This window comes from Streptomyces flaveolus, from assembly GCF_014648815.1.
Taxonomy (GTDB): Bacteria; Actinomycetota; Actinomycetes; order Streptomycetales; family Streptomycetaceae; genus Streptomyces; species Streptomyces flaveolus.
On sequence record NZ_BMRV01000002.1, the window covers coordinates 285,424 to 308,418 of the forward strand.

The 22,995-nt window shown below is 72.2% G+C and carries 21 protein-coding genes and 2 pseudogenes; 8 read left to right on the top strand and 15 right to left on the bottom strand.

The window, feature by feature from the left end; genetic code table 11:
* Positions 1 to 42: 42 nt before the first annotated feature.
* The gene (locus IEZ05_RS05215) at positions 43 to 801 is read right to left on the bottom strand and encodes an LOG family protein (RefSeq protein WP_189228805.1); all 759 of its coding nucleotides are present in this window, start codon (positions 799 to 801) and stop codon (positions 43 to 45) included.
* 108 nt (positions 802 to 909) lie between these two features.
* The gene (dapE, locus tag IEZ05_RS05220; protein ID WP_189228806.1) at positions 910 to 1,989 is read right to left on the bottom strand and encodes a succinyl-diaminopimelate desuccinylase; all 1,080 of its coding nucleotides are present in this window, start codon (positions 1,987 to 1,989) and stop codon (positions 910 to 912) included.
* A 94-nt stretch (positions 1,990 to 2,083) separates the two neighbouring features.
* Between dapE and IEZ05_RS05225 the strand changes: the two genes are divergently transcribed.
* Both IEZ05_RS05225 and IEZ05_RS05230 read left to right on the top strand, forming a co-directional pair.
* Complete coding sequence (locus tag IEZ05_RS05225) at positions 2,084 to 3,061, top strand: heavy metal transporter (RefSeq protein ID WP_189228807.1); 978 nt, start codon at positions 2,084 to 2,086, stop codon at positions 3,059 to 3,061.
* A gap of 310 nt (positions 3,062 to 3,371) precedes the next feature.
* Positions 3,372 to 3,779: an ATP-binding protein gene (locus IEZ05_RS05230; RefSeq protein ID WP_189228808.1), complete on the top strand. Its 408-nt coding sequence runs from the start codon at positions 3,372 to 3,374 to the stop codon at positions 3,777 to 3,779.
* A gap of 70 nt (positions 3,780 to 3,849) precedes the next feature.
* Here the strand turns inward: IEZ05_RS05230 and IEZ05_RS05235 are convergent, their stop codons facing one another.
* A complete protein-coding gene (locus IEZ05_RS05235) occupies positions 3,850 to 4,941 on the bottom strand; it encodes a bifunctional succinyldiaminopimelate transaminase/glutamate-prephenate aminotransferase (RefSeq protein ID WP_189228809.1) in 1,092 nt (363 codons plus the stop codon).
* A 115-nt stretch (positions 4,942 to 5,056) separates the two neighbouring features.
* Positions 5,057 to 5,377 carry a ferredoxin gene (fdxA, locus tag IEZ05_RS05240; protein WP_003973842.1) on the bottom strand — a complete coding sequence of 107 codons (321 nt, stop codon included), beginning with the start codon at positions 5,375 to 5,377 and terminating at the stop codon, positions 5,057 to 5,059.
* 140 nt (positions 5,378 to 5,517) lie between these two features.
* On the opposite strand from fdxA, the gene IEZ05_RS05245 reads away from it, so the two are divergent.
* On the top strand, positions 5,518 to 6,531 hold the full coding sequence (locus IEZ05_RS05245) for a GNAT family N-acetyltransferase (RefSeq protein ID WP_189228810.1): 1,014 nt from the start codon (positions 5,518 to 5,520) through the stop codon (positions 6,529 to 6,531).
* Between the two features lie 61 nt (positions 6,532 to 6,592).
* Positions 6,593 to 7,447, top strand: a complete 855-nt coding sequence (locus tag IEZ05_RS05250; protein ID WP_189228811.1) for a transglutaminase-like domain-containing protein — start codon at positions 6,593 to 6,595, stop codon at positions 7,445 to 7,447.
* A 114-nt stretch (positions 7,448 to 7,561) separates the two neighbouring features.
* Here the strand turns inward: IEZ05_RS05250 and IEZ05_RS05255 are convergent.
* From IEZ05_RS05255 to mshB, 5 genes and pseudogenes are all read right to left on the bottom strand, one after another.
* Positions 7,562 to 7,935 (bottom strand): annotated as a pseudogene (locus tag IEZ05_RS05255) (response regulator transcription factor); the annotation flags it as partial.
* A 4-nt stretch (positions 7,936 to 7,939) separates the two neighbouring features.
* Positions 7,940 to 8,213: pseudogene (locus IEZ05_RS36175) on the bottom strand (ABC transporter permease); the annotation flags it as partial.
* A gap of 55 nt (positions 8,214 to 8,268) precedes the next feature.
* Positions 8,269 to 10,563 (bottom strand): hypothetical protein, encoded by a 2,295-nt coding sequence (locus IEZ05_RS05260; protein WP_189228812.1) that lies wholly within the window; start codon positions 10,561 to 10,563, stop codon positions 8,269 to 8,271.
* Positions 10,564 to 10,719: 156 nt separating this feature from the next.
* The gene (locus IEZ05_RS05265) at positions 10,720 to 11,142 is read right to left on the bottom strand and encodes a DUF6113 family protein (RefSeq protein ID WP_189228813.1); all 423 of its coding nucleotides are present in this window, start codon (positions 11,140 to 11,142) and stop codon (positions 10,720 to 10,722) included.
* Positions 11,139 to 12,017 (bottom strand): N-acetyl-1-D-myo-inositol-2-amino-2-deoxy-alpha-D-glucopyranoside deacetylase, encoded by an 879-nt coding sequence (mshB, locus tag IEZ05_RS05270; RefSeq protein ID WP_189228814.1) that lies wholly within the window; start codon positions 12,015 to 12,017, stop codon positions 11,139 to 11,141. Before mshB ends, IEZ05_RS05265 begins: the two co-directional genes overlap by 4 nt.
* Positions 12,018 to 12,176: 159 nt before the next feature.
* On the opposite strand from mshB, the gene IEZ05_RS05275 reads away from it, so the two are divergent.
* From IEZ05_RS05275 to IEZ05_RS05285, 3 genes are all read left to right on the top strand, one after another.
* On the top strand, positions 12,177 to 12,662 hold the full coding sequence (locus IEZ05_RS05275) for a MarR family winged helix-turn-helix transcriptional regulator (protein WP_189228815.1): 486 nt from the start codon (positions 12,177 to 12,179) through the stop codon (positions 12,660 to 12,662).
* 74 nt (positions 12,663 to 12,736) lie between these two features.
* A complete protein-coding gene (locus IEZ05_RS05280; RefSeq protein WP_189228816.1) occupies positions 12,737 to 14,239 on the top strand; it encodes an MFS transporter in 1,503 nt (500 codons plus the stop codon).
* A gap of 44 nt (positions 14,240 to 14,283) precedes the next feature.
* Positions 14,284 to 14,724 (top strand): pyridoxamine 5'-phosphate oxidase family protein, encoded by a 441-nt coding sequence (locus IEZ05_RS05285; protein ID WP_189228817.1) that lies wholly within the window; start codon positions 14,284 to 14,286, stop codon positions 14,722 to 14,724.
* Between the two features lie 8 nt (positions 14,725 to 14,732).
* On the opposite strand, the gene IEZ05_RS05290 is transcribed toward IEZ05_RS05285, so the two are convergent.
* Positions 14,733 to 14,927 carry a hypothetical protein gene (locus IEZ05_RS05290; protein WP_189228818.1) on the bottom strand — a complete coding sequence of 65 codons (195 nt, stop codon included), beginning with the start codon at positions 14,925 to 14,927 and terminating at the stop codon, positions 14,733 to 14,735.
* 206 nt (positions 14,928 to 15,133) lie between these two features.
* Between IEZ05_RS05290 and IEZ05_RS05295 the strand changes: the two genes are divergently transcribed.
* Positions 15,134 to 17,248, top strand: a complete 2,115-nt coding sequence (locus tag IEZ05_RS05295) for a S9 family peptidase (RefSeq protein WP_189228819.1) — start codon at positions 15,134 to 15,136, stop codon at positions 17,246 to 17,248.
* A gap of 128 nt (positions 17,249 to 17,376) precedes the next feature.
* On the opposite strand, the gene IEZ05_RS05300 is transcribed toward IEZ05_RS05295, so the two are convergent.
* From IEZ05_RS05300 to IEZ05_RS05320, 5 genes are read right to left on the bottom strand one after another with little or no spacing between them, the layout of a single operon-like run.
* On the bottom strand, positions 17,377 to 18,447 hold the full coding sequence (locus IEZ05_RS05300; RefSeq protein WP_189228820.1) for an ABC transporter ATP-binding protein: 1,071 nt from the start codon (positions 18,445 to 18,447) through the stop codon (positions 17,377 to 17,379).
* On the bottom strand, positions 18,440 to 19,432 hold the full coding sequence (locus IEZ05_RS05305) for an ABC transporter ATP-binding protein (RefSeq protein ID WP_189228821.1): 993 nt from the start codon (positions 19,430 to 19,432) through the stop codon (positions 18,440 to 18,442). The genes IEZ05_RS05300 and IEZ05_RS05305 overlap by 8 nt, the downstream gene beginning before the upstream one ends.
* Before the next feature lie 9 nt (positions 19,433 to 19,441).
* Positions 19,442 to 20,422: an ABC transporter permease gene (locus IEZ05_RS05310; RefSeq protein WP_189228822.1), complete on the bottom strand. Its 981-nt coding sequence runs from the start codon at positions 20,420 to 20,422 to the stop codon at positions 19,442 to 19,444.
* On the bottom strand, positions 20,415 to 21,338 hold the full coding sequence (locus IEZ05_RS05315; protein ID WP_189228823.1) for an ABC transporter permease: 924 nt from the start codon (positions 21,336 to 21,338) through the stop codon (positions 20,415 to 20,417). Before IEZ05_RS05315 ends, IEZ05_RS05310 begins: the two co-directional genes overlap by 8 nt.
* A gap of 9 nt (positions 21,339 to 21,347) precedes the next feature.
* Positions 21,348 to 22,979 carry a peptide ABC transporter substrate-binding protein gene (locus IEZ05_RS05320; RefSeq protein ID WP_189228824.1) on the bottom strand — a complete coding sequence of 544 codons (1,632 nt, stop codon included), beginning with the start codon at positions 22,977 to 22,979 and terminating at the stop codon, positions 21,348 to 21,350.
* Positions 22,980 to 22,995: the final 16 nt, after the last annotated feature.

The following is a 22,995-nucleotide window of genomic DNA, read 5'->3' on the forward strand; positions in this document are numbered from 1 at the left end:
CGTGCGCGCGTCCGCTGCACCCCTGCGGGCGGCACCCTCGGTTCAGCGGCCTGCCTCCTTGGAGACCAGGGCGACGGCCTCGTCCACGTCGTCCGTGACGTGGAACAGGAGCAGGTCCTTCTCCGCCGCCTTGCCCTGGGCGACCAGGGTGCCCCGGAGCCAGTCGACCAGGCCGCCCCAGTACTCGGAGCCGAAGAGGACGATGGGGAAGCGGGTGACCTTCTGGGTCTGCACCAGGGTGAGCGCCTCGAAGAGTTCGTCGAGGGTGCCGAGGCCGCCGGGCAGGACCACGAAGCCCTGGGCGTACTTCACGAACATCATCTTGCGGACGAAGAAGTAACGGAAGTTCAGCCCGATGTCGACGTACGGGTTGAGGCCCTGCTCGAAGGGCAGCTCGATGCCGAGGCCGACCGAGATGCCCTTCGCCTCCAGCGCGCCCTTGTTGGCCGCCTCCATCGCCCCGGGACCGCCGCCGGTGATGACCGCGAAGCCCGCGTCGACCAGGCCGCGGCCCAGCCGGACGCCGGCGTCGTACTCCGGCGAGTCGACCGGTGTGCGGGCGGAGCCGAAGACGCTGATCGCGGGCGGGAGTTCGGCGAGCGTGCCGAAGCCCTCGATGAACTCCGACTGGATCCGCAGGACGCGCCAGGGGTCGGTGTGGACCCAGTCCGTGGGGGCACGCTCGTCCAGCAGGCGCTGGTCCGTGGTGCTCCCCTGGACCTGGTCGCGCCGTCGGAGGACCGGGCCCAGGCGCTGTTCCTCCGGCGGCTGCTTCTTGCCCTCGGGGTTGCCTGTAGGCATGTGCGCTCCCTCCGTTTGCAGGTGGTTCCACCTCAGCGTAGATCGACGCGGGTTACGTACGGGGGACCTCAGCATGTCCGGCACGCAGCGGCGTAAACCCGGACCGGATCATGCCGTCAGCCAGGACCGCAGCCGCTCCTCCCCCGCGAGGATCTTCGCCGTCTCGACCCGTTCGTCCCGCTTGTGCGCCAAGTGGGGGTTGCCCGGGCCGTAGTTGACCGCCGGGACGCCGAGCGCGGAGAAGCGCGACACGTCCGTCCAGCCGTACTTGGGCTGCGGGGTGCCGCCGACCGCCTCGATGAAGGCCGCCGCGGCGGGGTGGGACAGTCCCGGCAGGGCCGCGCCGCTGTGGTCGTCGACCACGAACTCCGCGACCCCGCAGTCCGCGAAGACCTCGCGGACATGGGCGAGGGCGTCCTCGGGGCTGCGGTCCGGGGCGTAGCGGAAGTTGACGGTGACCACGCACTCGTCGGGGATGACGTTGCCCGCCACCCCGCCCGTGATGCCGACCGCGTTCAGGCCCTCGCGGTACTCCAGGCCGTCGATCACCGGGTAGCGCGGCTCGTACGCGGCCAGGCGCGCGAGGATCGGGGCGGCCGCGTGGATCGCGTTGGAGCCCATCCAGCTCCGTGCGGAGTGCGCGCGCTCCCCCGTCGTCCTCAGCAGGACCCGCAGGGTGCCCTGACAGCCGCCCTCCACCTGGCCGTCCGACGGCTCCAGGAGCACCGCGAAGTCGCCCTCCAGCCACTCGGGGTGCGCCTCGGCCACGTGCTTCAGGCCGTTCAGCTCGGCGGCGACCTCCTCGTTGTCGTAGAAGACGAAGGTCAGGTCGCGGTTGGGGGCCGGGACCGTGGCGGCGATGCGCAGCTGCACGGCGACGCCCGCCTTCATGTCGCAGGTGCCGCAGCCCCACAGGACGCCGTTTTCGTCCAGCCGGGAGGGGACGTTGTCGGCGATCGGCACGGTGTCGATGTGCCCGGCGAGGATCACGCGCTCCGCCCGGCCCAGGTCCGTGCGGGCCACGACGTTGTTGCCGTACCGGTCGACCGTCAGGTGCGGCAGGGCGCGCAGTGCGCTCTCGATCGCATCCGCCAAGGGCTTCTCGGAGCCGCTCTCGGAGGGGAAGTCGACGAGCCGCGCGGTGAGCTCCGCGGCGTCCAGCGTGAGGTCAAGCGGGGTATCGGCCATGCCGTCGACCCTACCCGCCGGGTCGTGGACGGCGTCCTCGCGCATCATCCGCACCCGGCACACCAGGAGCCCTACTCTCCAGTACCTTGTACGCGTGTCTGAGCCGTCCCCCACCCGCAAACGCCGCGGCCGCCTCCTCCGTGCCGGGGCTGCCTTCGTGGTCCTGCTCGCGGTCGCCGGTTACCTCACGGTCCAGTACGTCACCGGCGGCGCGCCGGGCTGCAAGGTCGTCTCGGGCGACGACGACCGTACGGTCTACGAGTTCACGCCGGAGCAGGCGGTGAACGCGGCGACGATCACCGCCGTGGGCACCGCACGCGACCTGCCCGAACGGGCGGTGACGATCGCCCTGGCGACCGCGCTGCAGGAGTCCGCGCTGCGCAACATCGACTACGGCGACCGTGACTCGCTCGGCCTGTTCCAGCAGCGGCCCTCGCAGGGCTGGGGCACCCCGAAGGAGATCATGGACCCGGCGTACTCGGCGGGCATGTTCTACGACCACCTGGTCGAGGTGCCCGGATACACGCGCCTGCCCCTGACGGTCGCCGCGCAGCGCGTGCAGCGCAGCGGCTTCCCCGACGCGTACGCCAAGCACGAGCCGGACGCGACGCTGCTGGCGGCGGCCCTGACCGGCCGGTCCGCGGCGACGCTGACCTGCGAAGGGCGCCCCGGCGCGCACCGGGCCGAGGGGCCGGACGCGGTACGTGCGGCGCTGGTACGGGACTTCGGACGCGATGTGCTCCAGCCGGCCGGCGCGGAGGTGGGCACCTCGACGGAGCCCGGTCGCGCGGCGTCCCCGGGCGCCCGCGGCGGCTCCGACGGACGGACCGTGACCCTGCCCGTGGACGGCGGCCACGGCTCGGGCGCGGGCCGGAGCGCCGAGCGGCGCGGCTGGCAGCTGGCGCACTGGGCGGTGGCCAACGCGTCCGCGCTGCGCATCGAGCGGGTCACCTACGCCGGCCGGCAGTGGACCGCCGGGAACACGGACAGCAAGTGGCACGCGACGGGCAAGGCCGGCACCCACGGTGCGGAGCAGGGCACGGGTTCGGTCCGGATCACGTCCGCGCGGTAGTACGAGCCGTCACCCGCGAGAGGGAGTCGCACCGGCACGAAGTCGACGGGGTGCGCAGGTTTTCGCGTCGTCACCCCCGAATCTCCCGGAACCCGGGAAAACAAAGCGCTGTAAGGATTCAGCAGGCTTTCCGGCGGGAGCCTTTTTGCCCGCTTTTCTGTGCAACCGATAATGCGACGCATTGCCAACTCTTTACGTCGCGCCGCCGCAACCTTCGTGGGCTTCGAGCGGTAGTCACTGCGTCCGAGCCCGGCGATCACCCGCCGGGCGAGGTCGGAACCTCATCGTTGACTTCCGTCGAAGGAGCATCATGTCCCTCCCCCTGACCCGCCGGATCGCCCGTGCCGCGCTGCTCGTCGCTGCGGGAGCGGCTGCCGGGGTCGGTGCGGCCGGCTCCGCCAGTGCGGCTCCCGAACTGCCGGCCACCCCGAACCTCGGCGGGCTGACCGCGCTGGACGGGGCGAACGTCGGCAAGGCCGTCGACGGCGCCGCGAAGGACGCCACCAAGGTCGCGGGCGACACCGGCGGCAAGGCCGTCAAGAAGTCCGTGCCGGCCGCGGGCAAGACCGGTGGTTCGCTCGTCAAGAAGGCCACGCCCGTGGCGCAGAAGGCCGCCGGCGACGCGACGGGCGTCGTCGGCGAGACCGCCTCGACGGCCACGAAGGGTGGACTGCCGGCGGGTGACGCGCTGCCGGTGAAGGGGCTGCCGGTGCGCTGACGGCCGGCCGACGCCGGCTGCTGCGGCGACGGGGTCCGGGTTCGCTCCCGGGCCCCGTCGCTTCGTTGCGCTACAGGCGGGAGACCGCCGCTGCCACGCGGGCGTCCGTGGCGGTGAAGGCGACGCGGACGAAGTTCTCGCCGGCCGGGCCGTAGAAGTCGCCCGGGGCCACGAGGATGCCGCGTTCGGCCAGGTGGGCGACCGTGTCCCAGCAGGACTCGTCGCGGGTGGCCCACAGGTAGAGGCTGGCCTCGCTGTGCTCGATGCGGAAGCCGTGGCCGAGGAGCGCCTCGCGCAGGGCCGCGCGGCGGGCCGCATACCGCTCGCGCTGGACGCGGACGTGCTCGTCGTCGCCGAGGGCCGCCACCACGGCCGCCTGCGTCGGCGCCGAGGTCATCATGCCGCCGTGCTTGCGGATCTCCAGGAGCGGGCCCAGGACGGACGGGTCGCCGGCCAGGAAGGCCGCGCGGTAGCCCGCGAGGTTGGAGCGCTTGGAGAGGGAGTGGACGGCGACGAGGCCGTCGTAGGAGCCGCCGTTGACGTCCGGGTGCAGTACCGAGACCGGGTCGGCCTCCCAGCCCAGCTCGAGGTAGCACTCGTCGGAGACGACGAGGATGCCGTGCTCGCGGGCCCAGGCGACGATCCGGGCCAGCTCGGCCTGCGAGAGGACCTTGCCGGTCGGGTTGGACGGGGAGTTGAGCCAGAGGAGCTTCAGCCCCGCCGGGTCCAGCTCGGTCGGATCGTCGTACGCCTCGTACTCCGCGCGGGCCAGGCGCGCGCCGACCTCGTACGTCGGGTACGCGAGGCGCGGGAAGGCCACGCGGTCGCCGGGGCCGAGGCCCAGCTGGGTCGGGAGCCAGGCGACGAGTTCCTTGGAGCCGACGATCGGCAGGACGTGGCGGTGGGTGACGTCACGGGCGCCGAGGCGGCGCTCGACCCAGCCGGTGATCGCGTCGCGCAGTGCCGGGGTGCCCCAGACGGTCGGGTAGCCCGGGGAGTCCGCCGCGTCGATCAGGGCCTTCTGGATCAGCTCGGGGACCGGGTCGACCGGAGTGCCGACGGAGAGGTCGACGATGCCGTCCGGGTGCGCGGCGGCCGTCCTCTTGTACGGCTCCAGCTTGTCCCAGGGGAAGGTGGGCAAGCGGTCGGAGACTGCGGACACGTTACTGGCTCACTTTCGTCGGGGCGCCCGGTACGGCAAACGCCTCGGTCCCGTGCGGCGCCGATCGGGGTGACCGGGCCGTACGGGACCGAGGCGGCGCGCGTGCGGGCCGCCGTTACTGGTTCTGCGGCGGCAGCGCGGCGACGAAGGGGTGGTCGCGCTCGATCAGACCCAGCTTGCTGGCGCCGCCGGGCGAGCCGAGCTCGTCGAAGAACTCGACGTTCGCCTTGTAGTAGTCCTTCCACTCCTCCGGAGTGTCGTCCTCGTAGAAGATCGCCTCGACCGGGCAGACCGGCTCACAGGCACCACAGTCGACGCATTCGTCCGGGTGGATGTACAAGGACCGCTGGCCCTCGTAGATGCAGTCGACCGGGCACTCCTCGATGCACGCCTTGTCCTTCACGTCGACACAAGGCTGCGCGATGACGTAGGTCACGCTGTCGTTCCTCCTCGATAGGGCGCTGGCGGGCCTCCTCAGGCTCCGCCGCCTGGCGCGCGGGAGCGCGGCGTCGTCGATGCCCGCCCCTAGTATCTCCGTTCTTGGGCATGATCCGAACAGGAGGGGTGGACCGACCCGTGGAAATCTCTGCCGCCGGCCGACTCGAGGTCCGCATTACGGCCGCTGACGTGGGCAAACGAGTCTCCGTTCGGCGCTTGAGCGAACCTGGTGTCGCAGGTGAGAAGTTCACCGACACGGTCGGTGTTCTCACATCATGGGACAACGGTGTGCTGCTGATCACACGCAAGAGTGGCGAGTCGGTCCGGATCCCGGAATCCACCCTGGTCGCGGCCAAGGTCGTACCGTCCGCCCCGGCGCGTCGGCGCGGTCCCGCCGCGTCCTACGAGGAACTGGCGCGGGTCGCGGCGAGGGCCTGGCGGCCGGTGGAGAGCGAGTGGCTCGGCGAGTGGGAGCTGCGGGCCGCCGCCGGGTTCACGCGGCGGGCCAACTCCGTGCTGCCGCTCGGCGATCCGGGGATGCCCCTCGACGACGCGCTGACCGCCGTACGCCGCTGGTACGGCGCGCGTGGACTGCCCGCGTACGTCCAGACCGCCACCGGCGCCGAGGGCACGCAGGAGCTGCTGTGCGCGGAGCTGGAGCGGCGGGGCTGGGTGCGGGAGGTGACGGCCGAGGTGTGGACCGGCGGGCTGGCGCCGGTCGCCGACCGGGCCGAGGGGGCCGGTGTGGTGCTGTCCCGGGAGGCCGACGAGGCGTGGCTGTCGCGGTACCAGCGCAAGGGGGTGAGCGAGGTGGCGCTGCGGGTGCTGGGCGGGGGGCCGTCGGTGTGGTTCGCGACGGTGCCCGGTGCGGAGGCGCCGGCCGCGATCGGGCGGTGTGTCGTGGACGGACGGTGGGCCTCCTTCGCGGCCGTCGAGGTCGATCCCGGGCAGCGGCGACGGGGGCTCGCCACCGAGGTCATGGCCGCGCTGGCCCGGCGGGCGCTCGACGAGGGCGCCTCGGCGGCGTGGCTGCAGGTCGAGGCGGACAACGCGGGGGCGCGGGCGCTGTACGCCGGGATGGGGTTCTCGGCGCACCACGCGTACCACCACTACCGCGCGCCCGAAGGCGCCGCCGGGGCGGGGCAGGGCTGAGTGCCGGCCGCCTGGTGTCGTTCGCCGTTCGCTGACCGCCGTGAGAGGGCACGAGCCTGATATGCGTCACCTCCCCCATCCGCCGTCGCCCGAGCGTTCCGCCGAGGTACGGCGTCGGTTCGCCGAAGAGGCGCGGTCCGAGCGGCCCGATCTGTCGACGCTGTGCCTCCTGGTGGGCGCCGTGGCGGACGAAGGGCTGGACGAGGCGGGTCTGGACGCCGCGCAGATGGAATTCGACCGGCTGGCCGGGCAGGTGCCGTTCCGGCCGGGCTCGCCGCGGGCCTGGGCGGTCGCGCTGCGGGACCTGCTGGGCGAGCGGTACGGGTTCCACGGGGTCGCGGCGGACTACCGGCGCCTGGAGTCGTCGCTGTTGCACGAGGTGCTGCGGCGCCGGCGGGGGCTGCCGATCCTGCTGTCGGTGGTGTGGCTGGAGGTGGCCAGGCGTGCGGGGGCTCCGGTGTACGGGGTCGCGCTGCCGGGGCATTTCGTGGTCGGCTTCGGGCCGGAGGGGGACCGGGTGCTCGCCGATCCGTTCGACGGCGGGCGGGTGCTCAGCGGGAACGACGCGGAGATGCTGGTCGCCGGGGCGACGGGGGCGGGGCTGCATCCGTCGATGCTGGAGCCTGCGGCGCCGTTGGACGTGGTGTCGCGGATTCTGAACAACGTCCGGGCGTGGGCGGCGGCTCGTCCGGAGCGGTCCGACGTGGGGCTGTGGGCGATCGACCTGGCGTTGCTGTTGCCGTCGCATGCGGCGCGGTTGCGGTACGAGCGGGCGCAGTTGCTGGTGCAGCGGGGGGAGTTCGTGGCGGGGGCGGTGGAGTTGGACGCGTATGCCGACGTGGTCGGGGCGGTGGATGAGGGGGCGGCGGAGAGGGTGCGGGGGGAGGCGCGGGCGGCTCGGGCGCTGTTGAACTGAACGCCGGTGCGGCGCGGGGCAGGTGGGTGCGCGGCCCTGAGGTGCGGGGTGCCAGGCCGTTCAGGCACTGGGGGAGGCACGGCCGCCCGCAGGCTGGTGGGCTGGTGGGCTGCGTTACAGCCAGCCCTTGTCCCTCGCTGTGCGGACCGGCTCCGCCCTGTCGCAGGCCGTCAGTTTCTGGACGGCTGGGGAGAGGTAGTTGCGGACCCTGCCCTGGGACAGGTGCAGGGCCTTGGCGAGTTCCGCGTTGGTGGGCCGTCGGACGCGGCGCGCAGGATCTCGCGTTCGCGGTCGGTGAGGGGGTTGGCGCCCTCGGCGAGTGCCGTTGCCGCCAGGGTGGGGTCGATGCCCCGCTCGCCCGCCAGGACCTTCCGTACCGCCTGCGCCAGTTGGGCCGCCGGGGCGTCCTTGACCAGGAAGGCGTCCGCGCCGAACTCCATGGCGCTGCGCAGATGGCCGGGCCGGCCGAAGGTGGTGAGGACGATCACCGGCGAGGACGGCGGGATCCTGTGCGTGCGGGGCGTGACTCGGTTCGATCGCCTGCCCCGGGGCAGCGTACGCGCGCGTGGGCAGCCATGGGGCGATGTTCCGGAGCCGGCCCGGGAAGGTGGTCGTGGGCATCCACAGGCCGCCGAGCATGGACAGGCCGAAGTACACGATCACCGTGACGGGCGGACCCCGTACCCGGCCGCCAGGTGTCCGATGGCGACGCCGAGGACGGCGAAGACCAGGCTGCCCGCTCAGAGGCGCCGGTCAGGGCGAGCCACGACGAGGGGGCACCCGGTGTCCGCCGGGTGCCCCCTCGTCGTGTCGGCCGTGCGTCAGCTGGGGTTGGTGTCGATGACCCCGACCCGGTTGCCGGTGCTCTTCAGCGCCGGGCGCAGGGCGCCGATCACGTCCTGGACGGTGACCGGGGTCTTCTGGCCGGTGGCGCGGGTGATGAGCACGCCGTCGAAGGTGTCGCCGTACAGCTCCTTCAGGGCGGCCAGGTCGTAGTACTCGACCAGCTTGCCGTTCTGCGGCTTGACGGCGAGGAACTTCCACAGCGACTTGCCGGGGCTGAAGGAGACCGAGTGCGCGGCGTCGGTGCGGACCGTCACCAGGCCGGACATCGCCGGCTCGGCGAACTCCTTCATCATCCGGTCGACCTCGGCGTTGGAGACCGTAGGCCGGCGGTCGGTCGTCGGCACGTTCACCGCGGTGGAGGCGCCGGTCTCCACCTGGGCGCGGTACGCCTTCTCCACCGCGTCGGTCGACTTGGCGACGTCGATGCCCTTGCCCGCCTTGCCGTACACCGGGACGGCCTTGCCGGACTCGAACCTGATCGTGCCCTCGGTCGCCGAGCCGGCGCCGCCCGCCGCGTCCTGGAGGGCGGCGTGCAGCTTCTCCTCGTCGACGGGCATCACCGGATCGACGACACGGTGGTTGCCGAAGAGCGAGCCGATCACGGAGACCGGGTTGTAGTCGCTGGTCGCCGCCGCGCTGGCCGTGGCCTGGGTGTCGAACTGGAGCCCCGCCTGATCCGGCTTGAGGGAGACGGTGTCGCCGCCCACGGTGAGCTTCAGCGGCTTGTTCACCCGGGCGCCGAGGGCGTCGTCCAGCTTCTCGACGGCGTCGTCGCGCGTGCCGCCGCCGATGTCGACGCCGAGCACGGTGGTGCCCTTGGGCACGTCGGAGTGGTTCATCAGCAGGCCGGCGCCGTAGGCACCGCCGGCGAGGACGATCAGGCCGCCGACGAGCAGCGGGAGCTTCTTGCGGCCCTTCTTCTTGGCGGCCGGCTTGGCGGAACCCGCCGGGGGCACGGGGGCCGGGGCGGGCGCCTTCGGGGGCGTGTGCGGGCGCGGGCCGTCGGGGGACGCGCCGGGGAACGGGGTGTTGCGGTCGCCGGGTACGACGGGGATGCCGCTGGTGACGGTGTTGCCGGAGACGTTGTCCGGGTTGCCGTAGCGGGCGCCGCCCGGCGGTTCCGGGGCGGGCCGCTGCGGGGTGAGGATCGCGGTGTCGTCGCTCAGCCCGCCACCGGGGCCGGGACGGGCGGTGCCGGGGCCGTTGCCGGGCCCCTGGGGTCCGCCCGGAACGCCCGGTACGCCGAGGGCGCCGGGGGCGCGCGGGCCGGTGGGTGCGGGGCCGCGCTGGGCGTCGGTCCGGCCCGGTGCGCCCAGCCCGTCGAGCGGGGGCACCGGCGGGGGGCCGTCCCCGGTGACCGGCCCGGTCGTCGGGCCCGCGGGCGCCTTGGGACCGCCGGAAGCGGGCTGCCCGTTCCGGCGGTTCTGGCCGCTCTGCTGGTTCTGCCCGTCCAGTCCGTCGAAGACGCTCCGCGCGCCGCGCCCGTCCTCCGGGGAGAACGGCAGGCCGTCACGGCCGCGTTCGGCGGTGCCGTTGCCGCCCGGGCGCGTCCCGTTGCCGCCGAGCGGTCCGGCCGCCAGCGCCTCGGTCACGTCGAAGGAACCGGTGCCGCCGCCGTGTCCGGGCGCCACGGGTCCGCCGGTCGCGCCGGGCAGGCCGGCGCCGTTGGTGGAACCGGGCCGGGAACCACCCGGCACGCTCATGGAGCCGACCACGCCACCGGGGCGGCCACTCCCGCCGCCCGGGCGCGCACCGCCGGCCGTACCGGCACCCGAGGACGCTCGGCCCGGACCGGTGCCCGGGCCGGCGCTGCCGGCCCCGGAACCACCGGGCAGACCCGCACCGTTGGTGGAGCCGCCGCCCTGACCGGGTGTGCCCGGCGCGGACTTGCGGGGCGCGAACCAGTCGCTGGTCGGCTTGTCCTCGGCCGGCTGGGCGGGCTCGGCGGGAGGCTCGACCGCGCCCGCGGGCGCGGTGGCGCCCGGCTCGGGCTGCTCGGCCGTCTCCGTGTCGGCGGCGGCGCTCTCGGCGTCCGCGACGGGCTTGCGCACGACGACCGGCGGAATGGGCCGCGACCCGGGGATGTTGATCCGGATCCGGGTCGTCAGCGTCGTCTCGGTCTTGCGCTCCTCCGGCCGCGTGGCCGAACGGCCCGCGTCCGCACCGGCGCCGGAAGCCACGGGGGTCCCGTAGGGCGGGGTGCCCGACGGGTACGCGGCTCCACCGCGCCCGTGGGGCCCGGAGGACGGACTGTCAGTTTCACGACTCAAGGCAGGTTCTCCCGGTTGGCTCCGCCGCCCGGCACACCAGAAAGCGGGCGGCTCGGCGGCGCGCACCACCATACTGGCCACTTCTCACGCGTATCCCATGACTGCCGGGGAAACCCGCACCGGACTCGCACGTCCGTGCCACGGCGAAGTAGTACGTCATTTGCCAAGTCGGGCGCCGCCGCCGTCCGGTTGCCGCACCGGCGCGAGGGTGGCACACATCACAGCGATGGCGATGCCGCCGAGCAGGAAGAGATAGGAGCCGGCGCCCGCGGCGAAGACGAAGTCGCCCTCCGGGCGGCTGGCGGTGAGCAGCACCACGGCGACCGCCCAGCCGACGGCGGGGGCCACGGCCCCGCCGCGACGGCCCATGGCGCGGCCGGCACCGAGGCACAGTCCCGCCTCGGCGGCCAGCGCGAGCAGCAGCCCGCCCGGGAACCAGGCCGGCTGCACGAGCGCTCCCGCGACGCCGGTCACCGCGCCGAGGACGAAGAGCCCGAGGTAGAGGGCTGCCCGCCCGGGGGACGGCGGCCGCAGCGGCTGGGCCAGGGCGGAGGCCGGCGGTTCGGTACGCCCGCTCACGACGCCTCCTCGATCCGGATCCCGGCGAACAGGTCGCTCTCGCGCCCGCCCCCGTCACCGGCCCGCTCGCCGCGCACCAGTTCGTAGTACTCGGTGGTGAAGATCGGCTGGGCCAGTTCGTTGGAGAGGACGAAGTACGGCTCGGCCACGGTGATCTGGGTGGCGTGCGCGCGCATGGCCGCGGCCTTGGCGGCGGCGTACGGGGTGCCCTCGGCGCGGATCTCGGTGGTGATCCGCTCGTCGTCCACGACGCCCGGTACGTCCTCGACTCCGGCCGCCTTCTCGAACGCCAGGCCGGGCAGGTCGTCGCGGAGCCGGGCGAAGGCGCCCTCGGCGACGGTGCGCGGCACGCGGTTCCAGTAGACCTTGGCGACCGGGCAGCCCGCCTCGGCCGCCAGCTCCACCGCGCGCATGGCGATGCGGTGGGCCTGGATGTGGTCGGGGTGGCCGTAGCCGCCGTCGGGGTCGTAGGTGACGAGGACCTGGGGCCGTACCTCGCGGATCACCTCGGCGAGGAGGGCCGCGGCCTCGTCGAGTTCGGCCTGCCAGAGGCAGCCAGGGTCGTCGTTGTCGGGCAGGCCCATCATCCCGGAGTCGGCGTACCGGCCGGGCCCGCCGAGCAGCCGGAAGTCGTCCACGCCGAGCGCGCGCATCGCCTCCGCCAGCTCGCCCCTGCGGTGTCCGCCCAGGGCGGCCCCGGTCAGGTGCGCGAGTGCGGGCGGGATGACCTCGCCCCGCTCGCCGAGGGTGCAGGTCACCAGCGTCACGTGGGCGCCCTCGGCCGCGTACCTGGCCATGGTGGCGCCGTTGTTGATCGACTCGTCGTCCGGGTGCGCGTGCACCAGCAGCAGACGCCGGGCGGGGAGTTCCGTCATGGGGCCACCCTATGAGGCCGCGCGCTCGTCCTCGTAACGCGGGAGACGTCCGTGGGGACGGTCCGGCGCCGGTGCCGTTGCGGGGCGCGCTCCACAGCGGCCCATCAAGGTCTCTGCCGGATAATCCGTCACGGATCGAATTGCCCTACGCTGGCGGACATGACCGCCATGACCCCCTCGCGCACCGAACCGGACCTGTCGTTCCTGCTCGACCACACCAGCCACGTCCTGCGCAGCAAGATGGCCGCCGCTCTCGCCGAGATCGGCCTGACCGCCCGCATGCACTGCGTGCTCGTGCACGCCCTGGAGGAGGAGCGCACCCAGATCCAGCTCGCCGAGATCGGTGACATGGACAAAACCACCATGGTGGTGACGGTGGACGCCCTGGAGAAGGCGGGCCTGGCCGAGCGCCGCCCCTCCAGTACGGACCGGCGGGCCCGGATCATCGCCGTCACCGAGGAGGGCGCCCGTGTCGCCGGACGGAGTCAGCAGATCGTCGACCGCGTGCACCGCGAAGCCCTGGCCTCGCTCCCCGAGGGGGACGCGCAGGCCCTTCTGCGGATCCTCAACCGCCTGGTCGACGACGGCCTGGCGACCCCGGTCGAGACTCCCCGCCCGGCCCGCCGGGCACGCCAGGCCAAGTAGGACCGAGAAAAATAGTCTGCAACAAAACCATCTGCTACGGTCTCTCCTGTCGCCCCGACTGACAGGAGAGCGCCATGTCTGCCGTATCCGGTCCCGCACCGTCGCCCGCTCCTCCCGCTCCTCCCCCCGACCCGCGTACACGCCGGCTCGCCCTCGGAGTCATCGCCACCGGGATGCTGATGATCATCCTCGACGGCTCCATCGTCACCGTGGCGATGCCGGTCATCCAGAACGACCTCGACTTCACCCCCGCCGGCCTCAGCTGGGTCGTCAACGCCTACCTCATCGCGTTCGGCAGCCTGCTCCTCCTGGCCGGCCGGCTCGGCGACATGATCGGCCGCAGGCGCATGTTCCTGGCCGGCGTCGCCGTCTTCACCGCCGCCTCGCTGCTGGCCGGCGTGGCCACCTCGCCCGCCGCGCTGATCGCCGCCCGCTTCCTCCAGGGCATCGGCAGCGCGATGGCCTCCGCCGTCAGCCTGGGCATCCTCGTGACCCTGTTCACCGAACCCGGGGAGCGCTCCAGGGCCATCGCGGTGTTCAGCTTCACCGGCGCGGCGGGCGCGTCCATCGGACAGGTCCTCGGCGGGGTCCTCACCGACGCGCTGACCTGGCACTGGATCTTCTTCATCAACCTGCCGATCGGCATCGCCGCCCTCGCGATCGCCGTACGCGTCCTGCCCCGTGACCGCGGCCTGGGTCTCGGAGCGGGCGCGGACGTTCTCGGCGCGGTGCTGGTCACCGCCGGCCTGATGCTCGGCATCTCCACCGTCGTCAAGGCCGAGGAGTACGGCTGGGCCTCGGGGCGCACCCTCGGCCTCGGCGCCCTCGCCGCCGTACTGCTCGCCGCGTTCCTCGTCCGTCAGGCCACCGCGAAGAACCCGCTCATGCCGCTGCGGGTCTTCCGCTCACGCAGCGTCTCCGGTGCCAACCTGGTCCAGGTCCTGATGGTCGCCGCGCTCTTCTCCTTCCAGATCCTCGTCGCCCTCTACCTGCAGAAGGTGCTCGGGTACGGCGCCGCCGAGACCGGTCTCGCGATGCTCCCGGCAGCCGCCGTCATCGGCGCGGTCTCCCTGGGAGCCTCGGCCCGCCTCAACGCCCGTTTCGGTGAGCGCAACGTCCTGCTGGCGGGCATCGTGCTCCTCATAGGCGTCCTCGGCCTCCTCGCCCGCGTCCCCGTCCGGGCCGATTACGCCGTCGACCTGCTCCCGGTCATGCTGCTCGCCGCGGGCTTCGGCCTCGCGCTGCCGGCGCTGACCACGCTCGGCATGTCCGGCGCGAACGAGGAGGACGCCGGTCTCGTGTCCGGCCTGTTCAACACCACCCAGCAGATCGGCATGGCCCTGGGCGTCGCGGTCCTGTCCACCCTGGCCGCCTCCCGCACCGAGAGCCTGACGGCACACGGCCGGACCGCCGCCGAGGCGCTGACCGGCGGCTACCGCCTCGCCTTCGCGGTGGGCGCGGGACTCCTGATCACCGCGTTCGCCGTCGCCTTCACGATGCTGCGCCGCCCCGGGCGGCAGGCTCCCCAGGAGCCGGCTGCCGGCGCACCGCGGCCCGGCCGCTCCGCCGCCGTGTGACCCGCCCCCTCACCCCGCCCCGCACCGACGAAAGGCCGATCCCCATGAGCGAGAACACCGCCACCGAGGCCCCCGCCGGCACCACCAGGAACGACGGCCCGGCCCCCCGGGCGCTCACCGACCAGGAGCTCTCCCGGTTGCTGCGCGGGCAGCGGTTCGGCGTGCTGGCGAGCGTCAGGAGCAGCGGCCACCCGCACCTGTCGACCGTCCTCTACGACTGGGACGCCGAGGAACGCGTCCTGCGCGTGTCCTCCACCGCGGACCGCCTCAAGGTCCGCCAACTGCGCCGCGACCCGCACGCCTCACTGCACGTCAACGGCCCGGACGTCTGGTCGTTCGCCGTGGCGGAGGGCGAGGCGGAGATCGTGGACCCGGCGGACGGAGCGGCCCCCGGCGAGCAGCCGCTGCCCGACCGCCGTGTGGTGATCCTCCTGAGGGTCTCCCGGCTGTACGGGACCGCCCTGGACGTCGCCGCCCAGGGCTGAGCCGGCCGTCAGAAGTTGATGCTCCCGATCATCCCCGCGATGTTCGACGTCACCTCACTGATCGTGGGGGCGACGGTCGACGAGGCCAGGTAGAAGCCGAGCAGCATGCAGACGACTGCGTGCCCTGCCTTCAGTCCTGACTTCTTGACCAGCAGGAAGACGATGATCGCCAGCAGCACCACCGCCGAAATCGAGAGTGCCACGGCGGCTCACCTCCAAAGAACCCAGGGACATGGGAAGGTCGGACGCGGTCGGACTATCGGAACGCTTCGGTACGCAGGAGCAGATAAATCCACGCAGCGGGCACCCAGTTGATACCCACTATGCGCTAGTGATCATAACTATCCGTACGCGCGCATCGATCGGCGCACGGCCGCACAAGGGGGCGCATGGCCAATATGGTCAGGGCATGACGACCGAGTCCGACTCCTTCCCCAAACGGCACGCCCGCACCCAGCGGTTCACGCTCGGCGCGCCGCGTTCGTTCACCGTGGCACCCGACGGTTCACGGGTCGCCTTCCTGCGCTCCGGCTCCGGTACGGACCGGGCCAACTCCCTGTGGGTCCTCGACGTCGCGGACGGCGGGGAGCGCGTCGCCGCCGACCCGCGCGCCCTCCTGGGCGGCGCCGAGGAACGCCTGTCGGCCGAGGAGCGAGCGCGGCGGGAGCGCAGCCGCGAGGGCGGCGCCGGCATCGTCGGGTACGCCACCGACGCGGCCGTCGAACTGGCCTCCTTCGCCCTGTCGGGGCGGCTCTTCACGGCCGAGCTGCGCGCGGGGACGGCACGTGAACTCCCCACCCCCGGCCCGGTGATCGACCCGCGCCCCTCCCCCGACGGACGGCACGTCGCCTACGTAGCCCGGGGCGCCCTGCGGGTGGTGGGCGCCGAGGGGGACGGGGACAGGGCGCTGGCCGAGCCGGACGCCGAGGGCGTCTCCTACGGGCTCGCCGAGTTCATCGCCGCCGAGGAGATGGGGCGGGCGCGGGGCTTCTGGTGGGGCCCGGAGTCCGACCGGCTGCTGGTCGCGCGGGTGGACGACACGCCGGTCAGGCGGTGGTGGATCTCCGACCCGGCCCACCCCGGGCGTGATCCACAACACGTCCCGTACCCGGCGGCGGGCACCGCCAACGCGGACGTACGGCTGTTCGTGATCGGGCTGGACGGGGGGCGCACGGAGGTCCTCTGGGACCGGGCGCGGTACCCGTATCTGGCGCGAGTGCACTGGTCAGCGGCGGGCGCGCCACTGATCCTCGTACAGGCGCGCGACCAGCGCAGCCAGCTGTTCCTGGCCGTGGACACCGCGTCCGGGACGACCCGGATGGTGCACGCGGACGAAGATCCGATTTGGCTGGAACTCTTCCCCGGTGTGCCCTGCTGGAGCCCGTCCGGGCAGCTGGTGCGGATCGCCGACGAGGGCGGGGCGCGGGTGCTGGCGGTCGGCGAACGGCCGCTCACCGGACCGCAGTTGCACCTGCGTGCGGTGCTGGACGTCTCCGGCGACGACGTGCTGGTCTCCGCCTCCGCGGGCGAGGACGCGGCCGACGCGGAGACCGGCGAGGTCCACGTGTACCGGGTGAACGAGCTCGGCGTGGAGCGCGTCTCGCAGGAGCCCGGCGTGCACTCGGCGGTGCGCGCCGGGGGCGTGACCGTTCTCGTCTCCGCGACGCTCGACCGGCCGGGGGCCCGTGCGCAGGTTCTGCGGGACGGGAAGCAGGTGGCGACCGTCGCCTCGCACGCCGAACACCCCGTTTTGTCCCCGCGCGTGACACTCACCCAAGGGGGCGCACGCCGTGTCCCGTGCGCCGTGCTTATGCCGACGGACTACCACGGTGACACCTCCCTCCCGGTGCTCCTGGACCCGTACGGCGGTCCGCACGGCCAGCGCGTGGTGGCCGCGCACAACGCCCACCTCACGTCCCAGTGGTTCGCCGACCAGGGCTTCGCGGTGGTCGTCGCCGACGGGCGGGGCACGCCGGGGCGCTCGCCGGCCTGGGAGAAGGCCATCAAGGACGACGTGGCCGCGGTCGTCCTCCAGGACCAGGTGGACGCGCTCCAGGCCCTCGCCGCCGACTTCCCGCTCGATCTGAACCGGGTGGCCGTGCGCGGCTGGTCCTTCGGCGGCTATCTGGCGGCGCTGGCGGCACTGCGCCGACCGGACGTCTTCCACGCGGCGATCGTGGGCGCCCCCGTGACGGACCTGCGGCTGTACGACACCCACTACCAGGAGCGCTACGTCGGCCACCCGGACGAGCAGCCGGAGGTCTACCGCCGCAACTCGGTGATCGACGACGCGGGCCTGGTCGACGCCGCCGAGCCGCACCGCCCCATGATGATCATCCACGGGCTGGCGGACGACAACGTGGTGGTCGCGCACTCCCTGCGCCTGTCCTCGGCCCTGCTGGCGGCCGGACGCCCGCACGAGGTGCTCCCGCTCTCCGGCGTCACGCACATGACCCCGCAGGAGGAGGTCGCCGAGAACCTGCTGCGGCTCCAGGTGGACTTCCTGAAGCGGTCGCTGGCCTGACCTCACCCGAAGGCAGCAACCGCCGTAACACGCGGGCAACTTCGGCGAAGCGGTACCGATATACGGACGCGTCACGCTGATCGGCGTACGGCCGTGCGGGTGCCGTAAGCGGGCCGGGGAGCGCCATGTCACCCCGGCCCGCTGCCGTTGCCGTCGCCTTCCGTCTCGGACGGGACCACCTGTTTCTCCTCCGCGAAGTGGCACGCCGAGTCGTGGGCGGCGGGGCCCGGGACGTCCCGGAACTCGGCGGGCACGGCCAGCGCGGGCACCTCCAGGGCGCACCGCTCCCGGGCCTTCCAGCAGCGGGTGCGGAAGCGGCAGCCGGAGGGGATGTTGGTGGGAGAGGGCACGTCACCGGCCAGGATGATCCGTTCGCGGTGTTCCCGGGCCTCCGGGTCGGGCACGGGCACGGCGGACAGCAGCGCCTGGGTGTAGGGGTGCGTGGGATGGTCGTAGATCTCGGCGTCGCGCCCGGTCTCCACGATGCGGCCGAGGTACATCACACCGACCCGGTCCGAGATGTGCCGGACGATCGACAGGTCGTGGGCGATGAAGATGTACGAGAGCTCGAACTCGTCCTGGAGCCGGCCCATCAGGTTGATCACCTGGGCCTGTACGGAGACGTCGAGGGCGGAGACCGGTTCGTCCGCGACGATGATCTCCGGGCGCAGGGCGAGTCCGCGCGCGATGCCGATGCGCTGGCGCTGGCCCCCGGAGAACTGGTGCGGATAGCGGTTGATGTACTCCGGGTTGAGGCCGACCACGTCCAGCAGGTGCTGGACCCGTTTGCGCCGGTCCCCCTTCGGGGCCACCTCCGGGTGGATGTCGTAGGCCTCCCCGATGATGTCGCCCACCGTCATCCGGGGGTTGAGGGAGGTGTACGGGTCCTGGAAGACCATCTGGATGTTGCGGCGTACGGCCTTGAGGGCCTTGCCCGACAGGCGGGTGATGTCCTCGCCCTTGTAGCGGATCTCCCCCGCCGTCGGCTTCTCCAGGTTGACCAGCATCTTGGCGACCGTGGACTTGCCGCACCCGGACTCGCCGACGATGCCGAGGGTCTCGCCCCGGGCCAGCTCGAAGTCCACGCCGTCGACCGCCTTGACCGCACCGACGTGCTTCCTGAAGAGGATGCCGGAGGTGAGCGGGTAGTGCTTGACCAGACCGCGGACCTCGAGGATCGGTTCGGTGGCCTCAGCCATGCAGGCACTCCCTCCAGTAGTGGCAGGCGCTCCCGCGTTCCGCGCCGCTCCACTCCGGCTCCGTCACGTCGTACAGCGGCGGCACGTCGGTGCGGCAGACGTCCTGGACCATCGGGCAGCGCGGGTGGAAGGCGCAGCCGGGCGGGATGCGGGTGAGGTTGGGCGGCAGGCCCTTGATGGCGTACAGCTCCCGGCCCTTCTGGTCCAGGCGCGGGATCGACTCCAGCAGGCCGCGGGTGTACGGGTGCGCCGGGGCCTTGTAGATGTCGTGGACCGGGGCCGTCTCCACGATCCGGCCCGCGTACATCACCGCGATCTTGTCGGCGACGTCGGCGACCACCCCGAGGTCGTGCGTGATGAGGATCAGGCCCATGTGCAGCTCGCGCTGGAGTTCCGCGAGCAGGTCCATGACCTGGGCCTGGACCGTGACGTCGAGGGCGGTGGTGGGCTCGTCGGCGATGATCAGCTTGGGTTCGAGGGCCATCGCCATGGCGATCATGATGCGCTGGCGCATGCCGCCGGAGAACTGGTGGGGGTACTGCCTCACCCGCTCCCTGGCGGCGGGGATGCGCACCCGGTCCATCAGCTCGACGGCCTTGGCGCGGGCGTCCTTGCGGGACATGCCCCGGTGCACGGTGAACATCTCGCCGAGCTGGTCGCCGACGGTGAGGACGGGGTTCAGCGACGACAGCGCGTCCTGGAAGATCATCGCCATCTCGGCGCCGCGGACCTTCCGGCGTTCCTCCTCCTTCAGCTTCAGCAGGTCCCGGCCCTCGAAGAGCACCTCGCCCGCGGTGACCCGGCCGGGCGGGACATCGAGGATGCCCATGATCGTCTGGGCGGTGACGGACTTGCCGGAGCCGGACTCGCCGAGCACGGCCAGGGTCTCGCCCGCGTCCACGCCGTAGCTGACGCCGTTGACGGCCTTGGCGACGCCGTCCCGGGTGTGGAACTCCACGTGCAGGTCGCGCACTTCGAGCAGCATGGCGGCGGCTCACCTCAGCTTCGGGTCGAGGGCGTCGCGCACCGCGTCGCCGAGCATGATGAACGCGAGGACGGTGATGGCCAGGGCTCCGGACGGCCAGAGCAGCGCGTGCGGGGCGTTGCGGACGTAGGGGGCGGCGGCGGAGATGTCGATGCCCCAGGAGACGCTGGGCGGCTTCAGGCCGACGCCGAGGAAGGACAGGGTCGCCTCCAGGGAGATGTAGGTGCCGAGCGCGATGGTCGCCACGACGATGACGGGGGCGACGGCGTTGGGCGCGATGTGCCGCAGCAGGAGACGGGAGTTGGAGGCGCCGAGGGCGCGGGCGGCCTGCACGTAGTCGTTCTGCTTGGCCGTGATGACGGAGCCGCGGGCGATGCGGGAGATCTGCGGCCAGCCGAGCAGCACGATGAAGCCGATGACGGGCCAGACGGTGTTGCTGGTGATGACGGAGAGCAGCACCAGGCCGCCGAGGACGACCGGGATCGCGAAGAAGACGTCGGTGATCCGGGACAGGACCGCGTCCCCCGCTCCGCCGAAGAACCCGGCGAGTCCGCCGAGGACGCTGCCGAGGACGGCGACCCCGAGCGTGGCGAGGACGCCGACCTCCACCGACGTACGGGCGCCGTAGACGGTGCGGGTGTAGACGTCGCAGCCCTGGCCGTTGAAGCCGAAGGGGTGGCCTGGCTGGGAGCCCTCCTGGGCCTTGGCCAGGTCGCACTTGAGCGGGTTGCCGGAGGCGATCAGGGACGGCCAGACGGAGATGACGATCAGGAAGAGGATCACCAGGCCCGAGATGATGAAGACGGGGTTGCGGCGCAGGTCGTGCCAGGCGTCGGACCAGAGGCTGCGCGGCTTGTCCTGGGGTTCGCCGCCGTCAGGGCCGCCGGGGGGCTTCTCCAGGGTGACCGCCTCGCTGGACGCGAGGTCCATCGTCCCGCCCGTGCCGGTGGCCGCGATGGCGCGCTTGGGCTCGTAGGGGTCGTCAGACATAGCGGATCCTCGGGTCGAGTACGGCGTACAGGAGGTCGACGACGAGGTTGGCGACGAGGAAGACGAGGACCAGGACGGTGACGAAGCCGACGACGGTCTGCGTGTTCTGGCGCAGGATGCCCTGGTAGAGCTGGTAGCCGACGCCGTGGATGTTGAAGATCCGCTCGGTGACGATGGCGCCGCCCATCAGGGCGCCGATGTCGGTGCCGATGAAGGTGACGACCGGGATGAGGGAGTTGCGCAGCAGGTGCCGGGTGATGACCCGGTGGCGGGGCAGGCCCTTGGCGATGGCCGTGCGGACGTAGTCGGAGCGCCGGTTCTCCGCGATCGAGGTGCGGGTCAGCCGGGTGACGTACGCCAGGGAGACGGAGGCGAGGACGAGGCCGGGGACGATCAGCTCGTCGAAGGGTGCCGCGGTGGAGACGGCCGGGTCGATCCAGCCCCATTTCACGCCGAGCAGGAGCTGGAGCAGCAGGCCGGTGACGAAGGTGGGGACCGAGATGACGACGAGGGTGAGCAGCAGCACCCCGGTGTCCACGGGGCGTCCGCGACGCAGGCCGGTGACGACGCCGAGCACGATGCCGACGACGATCTCGAAGAGGATCGCCACGATGGTCAGCCGGATGGTCACCGGGAACGCCGTCCCCATCAGCTCGGTGACCGGCTGGCCGTTGAAGGCGGTGCCGAAGTCGCCGGTGAAGACGTTGCCCATGTAGGTGAGGTATTGCTGCCACACGGGCTTGTCGAGGCCGAACTCCCTTCTCAGCTGGGCCGCGGTGGCCGGGTCGCACTCCCGGTCGCCGCACAGGCCCGCGATGGGGTCGCCCATCACGTTGACCATCAGGAAGATCAGCAGCGTGGCCCCGATGAAGACCGGGATCATCTGGAGCAGCCGCCGGACGACGTACCGTCCCATGGCGCCTCCTCAGCTGACCTTGATCTCGTTGTAGACGGGGACGCTGAAGGGGTTGAGCTTCACGTTGGACAGCCGCTGCGAGTAGCCGGCGCTGCCGTTCTGGTACCAGAGCGGGATGGCGGCCATGTTGTCCCGTACGACCTCCTCGGCCTGCTGGAAGGTCTGGACGGCCTTGGCGGTGTCGGACTCGCCGTTCGCCTGGTCGACGAGGCCGTCGAACTTCTTGTCGGACCACTTGCCGTCGTTGGAGGAGGCGTTGGTGTAGTAGAGCGGCTGGAGGAAGTTCTGGATGAGCGGGTAGTCCATCTGCCAGCCGGCGCGGAAGGGGCCGCTCATCTTCTTGCCGGTGATCTGGTTGCGGAAGTCGGCGAAGGTGCCGACCGGGTTGCCGACGCAGGCACGGTCGTTGTCCAGGGCGTTGTTGATGGAGTTGCAGACGGCGTCGACCCACTGTCCGTGGGAGCCGGTGTCGGCGTTGTACGTGATCTTGACCTGGCCGCCGGGCAGGCCGCCGCCCTCCTTGATCAGCTTCTTGGCCTGGTCGGGGTTGTACTCGCAGGCCTCCCCGCACAGCCCGGCCTTGTAGCCGCCGTCCTCGCCGAGGACGGGCGAGGTCCAGTCGGTGGCCGGGGTGCGGGTCTGCTGGAAGATCGTGTCGGTGATCTGCTTGCGGTCGATCGCCATCGACAGGCCCGTGCGGACCTTGTCGGAGCCGGGCTTGTTCCAGTCCTTGTCGTAGTACGGGAAGGCGAGGGTCTGGATGATGCCGGCGGGGGTGTTGATGTACCGGTCGCCGAGGTCGTTCTTGACGTTCTTGAGCTGGGCGGCGGGGACGTCGTCGACGAGGTCGAGGTTGCCGGCCATCAGGTCGGTGTAGGCGGTGTTGTTGTCGGTGTAGACCTTCAGGTCGACGCCGCCGTTGTCGGCCTTGTCCGGACCGGGGTACTGCTCCCACGTGCGCAGGGACATCTGGGAGCCGCGGGCGTAGTTGTCGACCTGGTACGGGCCGTTGCCGACCGGCTTCTTCAGCCAGGCGTCGTGGTCGTCGAAGAACGCCCTGGGCAGCGGGGCGAAGGCGGGGTAGCCGAGGGTGTCGGGGAAGGTCGAGAACTTCTGGCTGAGCTTGACCGTGAAGGTGCGGGGGCCGGTGACCTTCAGCCCGGAGAGGGTGTCGGCGCTCTGCTTGCTCCCGTCCTCGGGGTGCACCTTGTCGTAGCCGTCGATGTACGCGAAGAAGTACGCGTTGCGCTGGTTGTTCTTCAGGCTCGCGCCGTAGTTCCAGGCGTCCACGAAGGACTGGGCGGTGACCTTCTCGCCGTTGCTGAAGGTCCAGCCGTCCTTGACCGTGACGGTGAAGTTCCGCGAGTCGGAGGTGTCGATCTTCTCGGCGAGCATGTCCTTCGCCTCGCCGGTCTCCGGGTCGTACTTCTTCAGCCCCCGGAAGATCATGTCGAGGACCTTGCCGCCCTGCACCTCGTTGGTGTTGGCCGGCTCCAGCGGGTTCTGCGGGTCGCCCCAGGAGGAGCTGAGCACGGCACCACTGTCCGACCCGCTGTCGCCGCCCCCGCCCCCGCAGGCCGTCACCGCGAGGGCTACCGCCGCCGCGCATGCGGCCCGTTTGGCGTGCGTGGCTCCGCGCATGGAGTGCCTCCCAGTG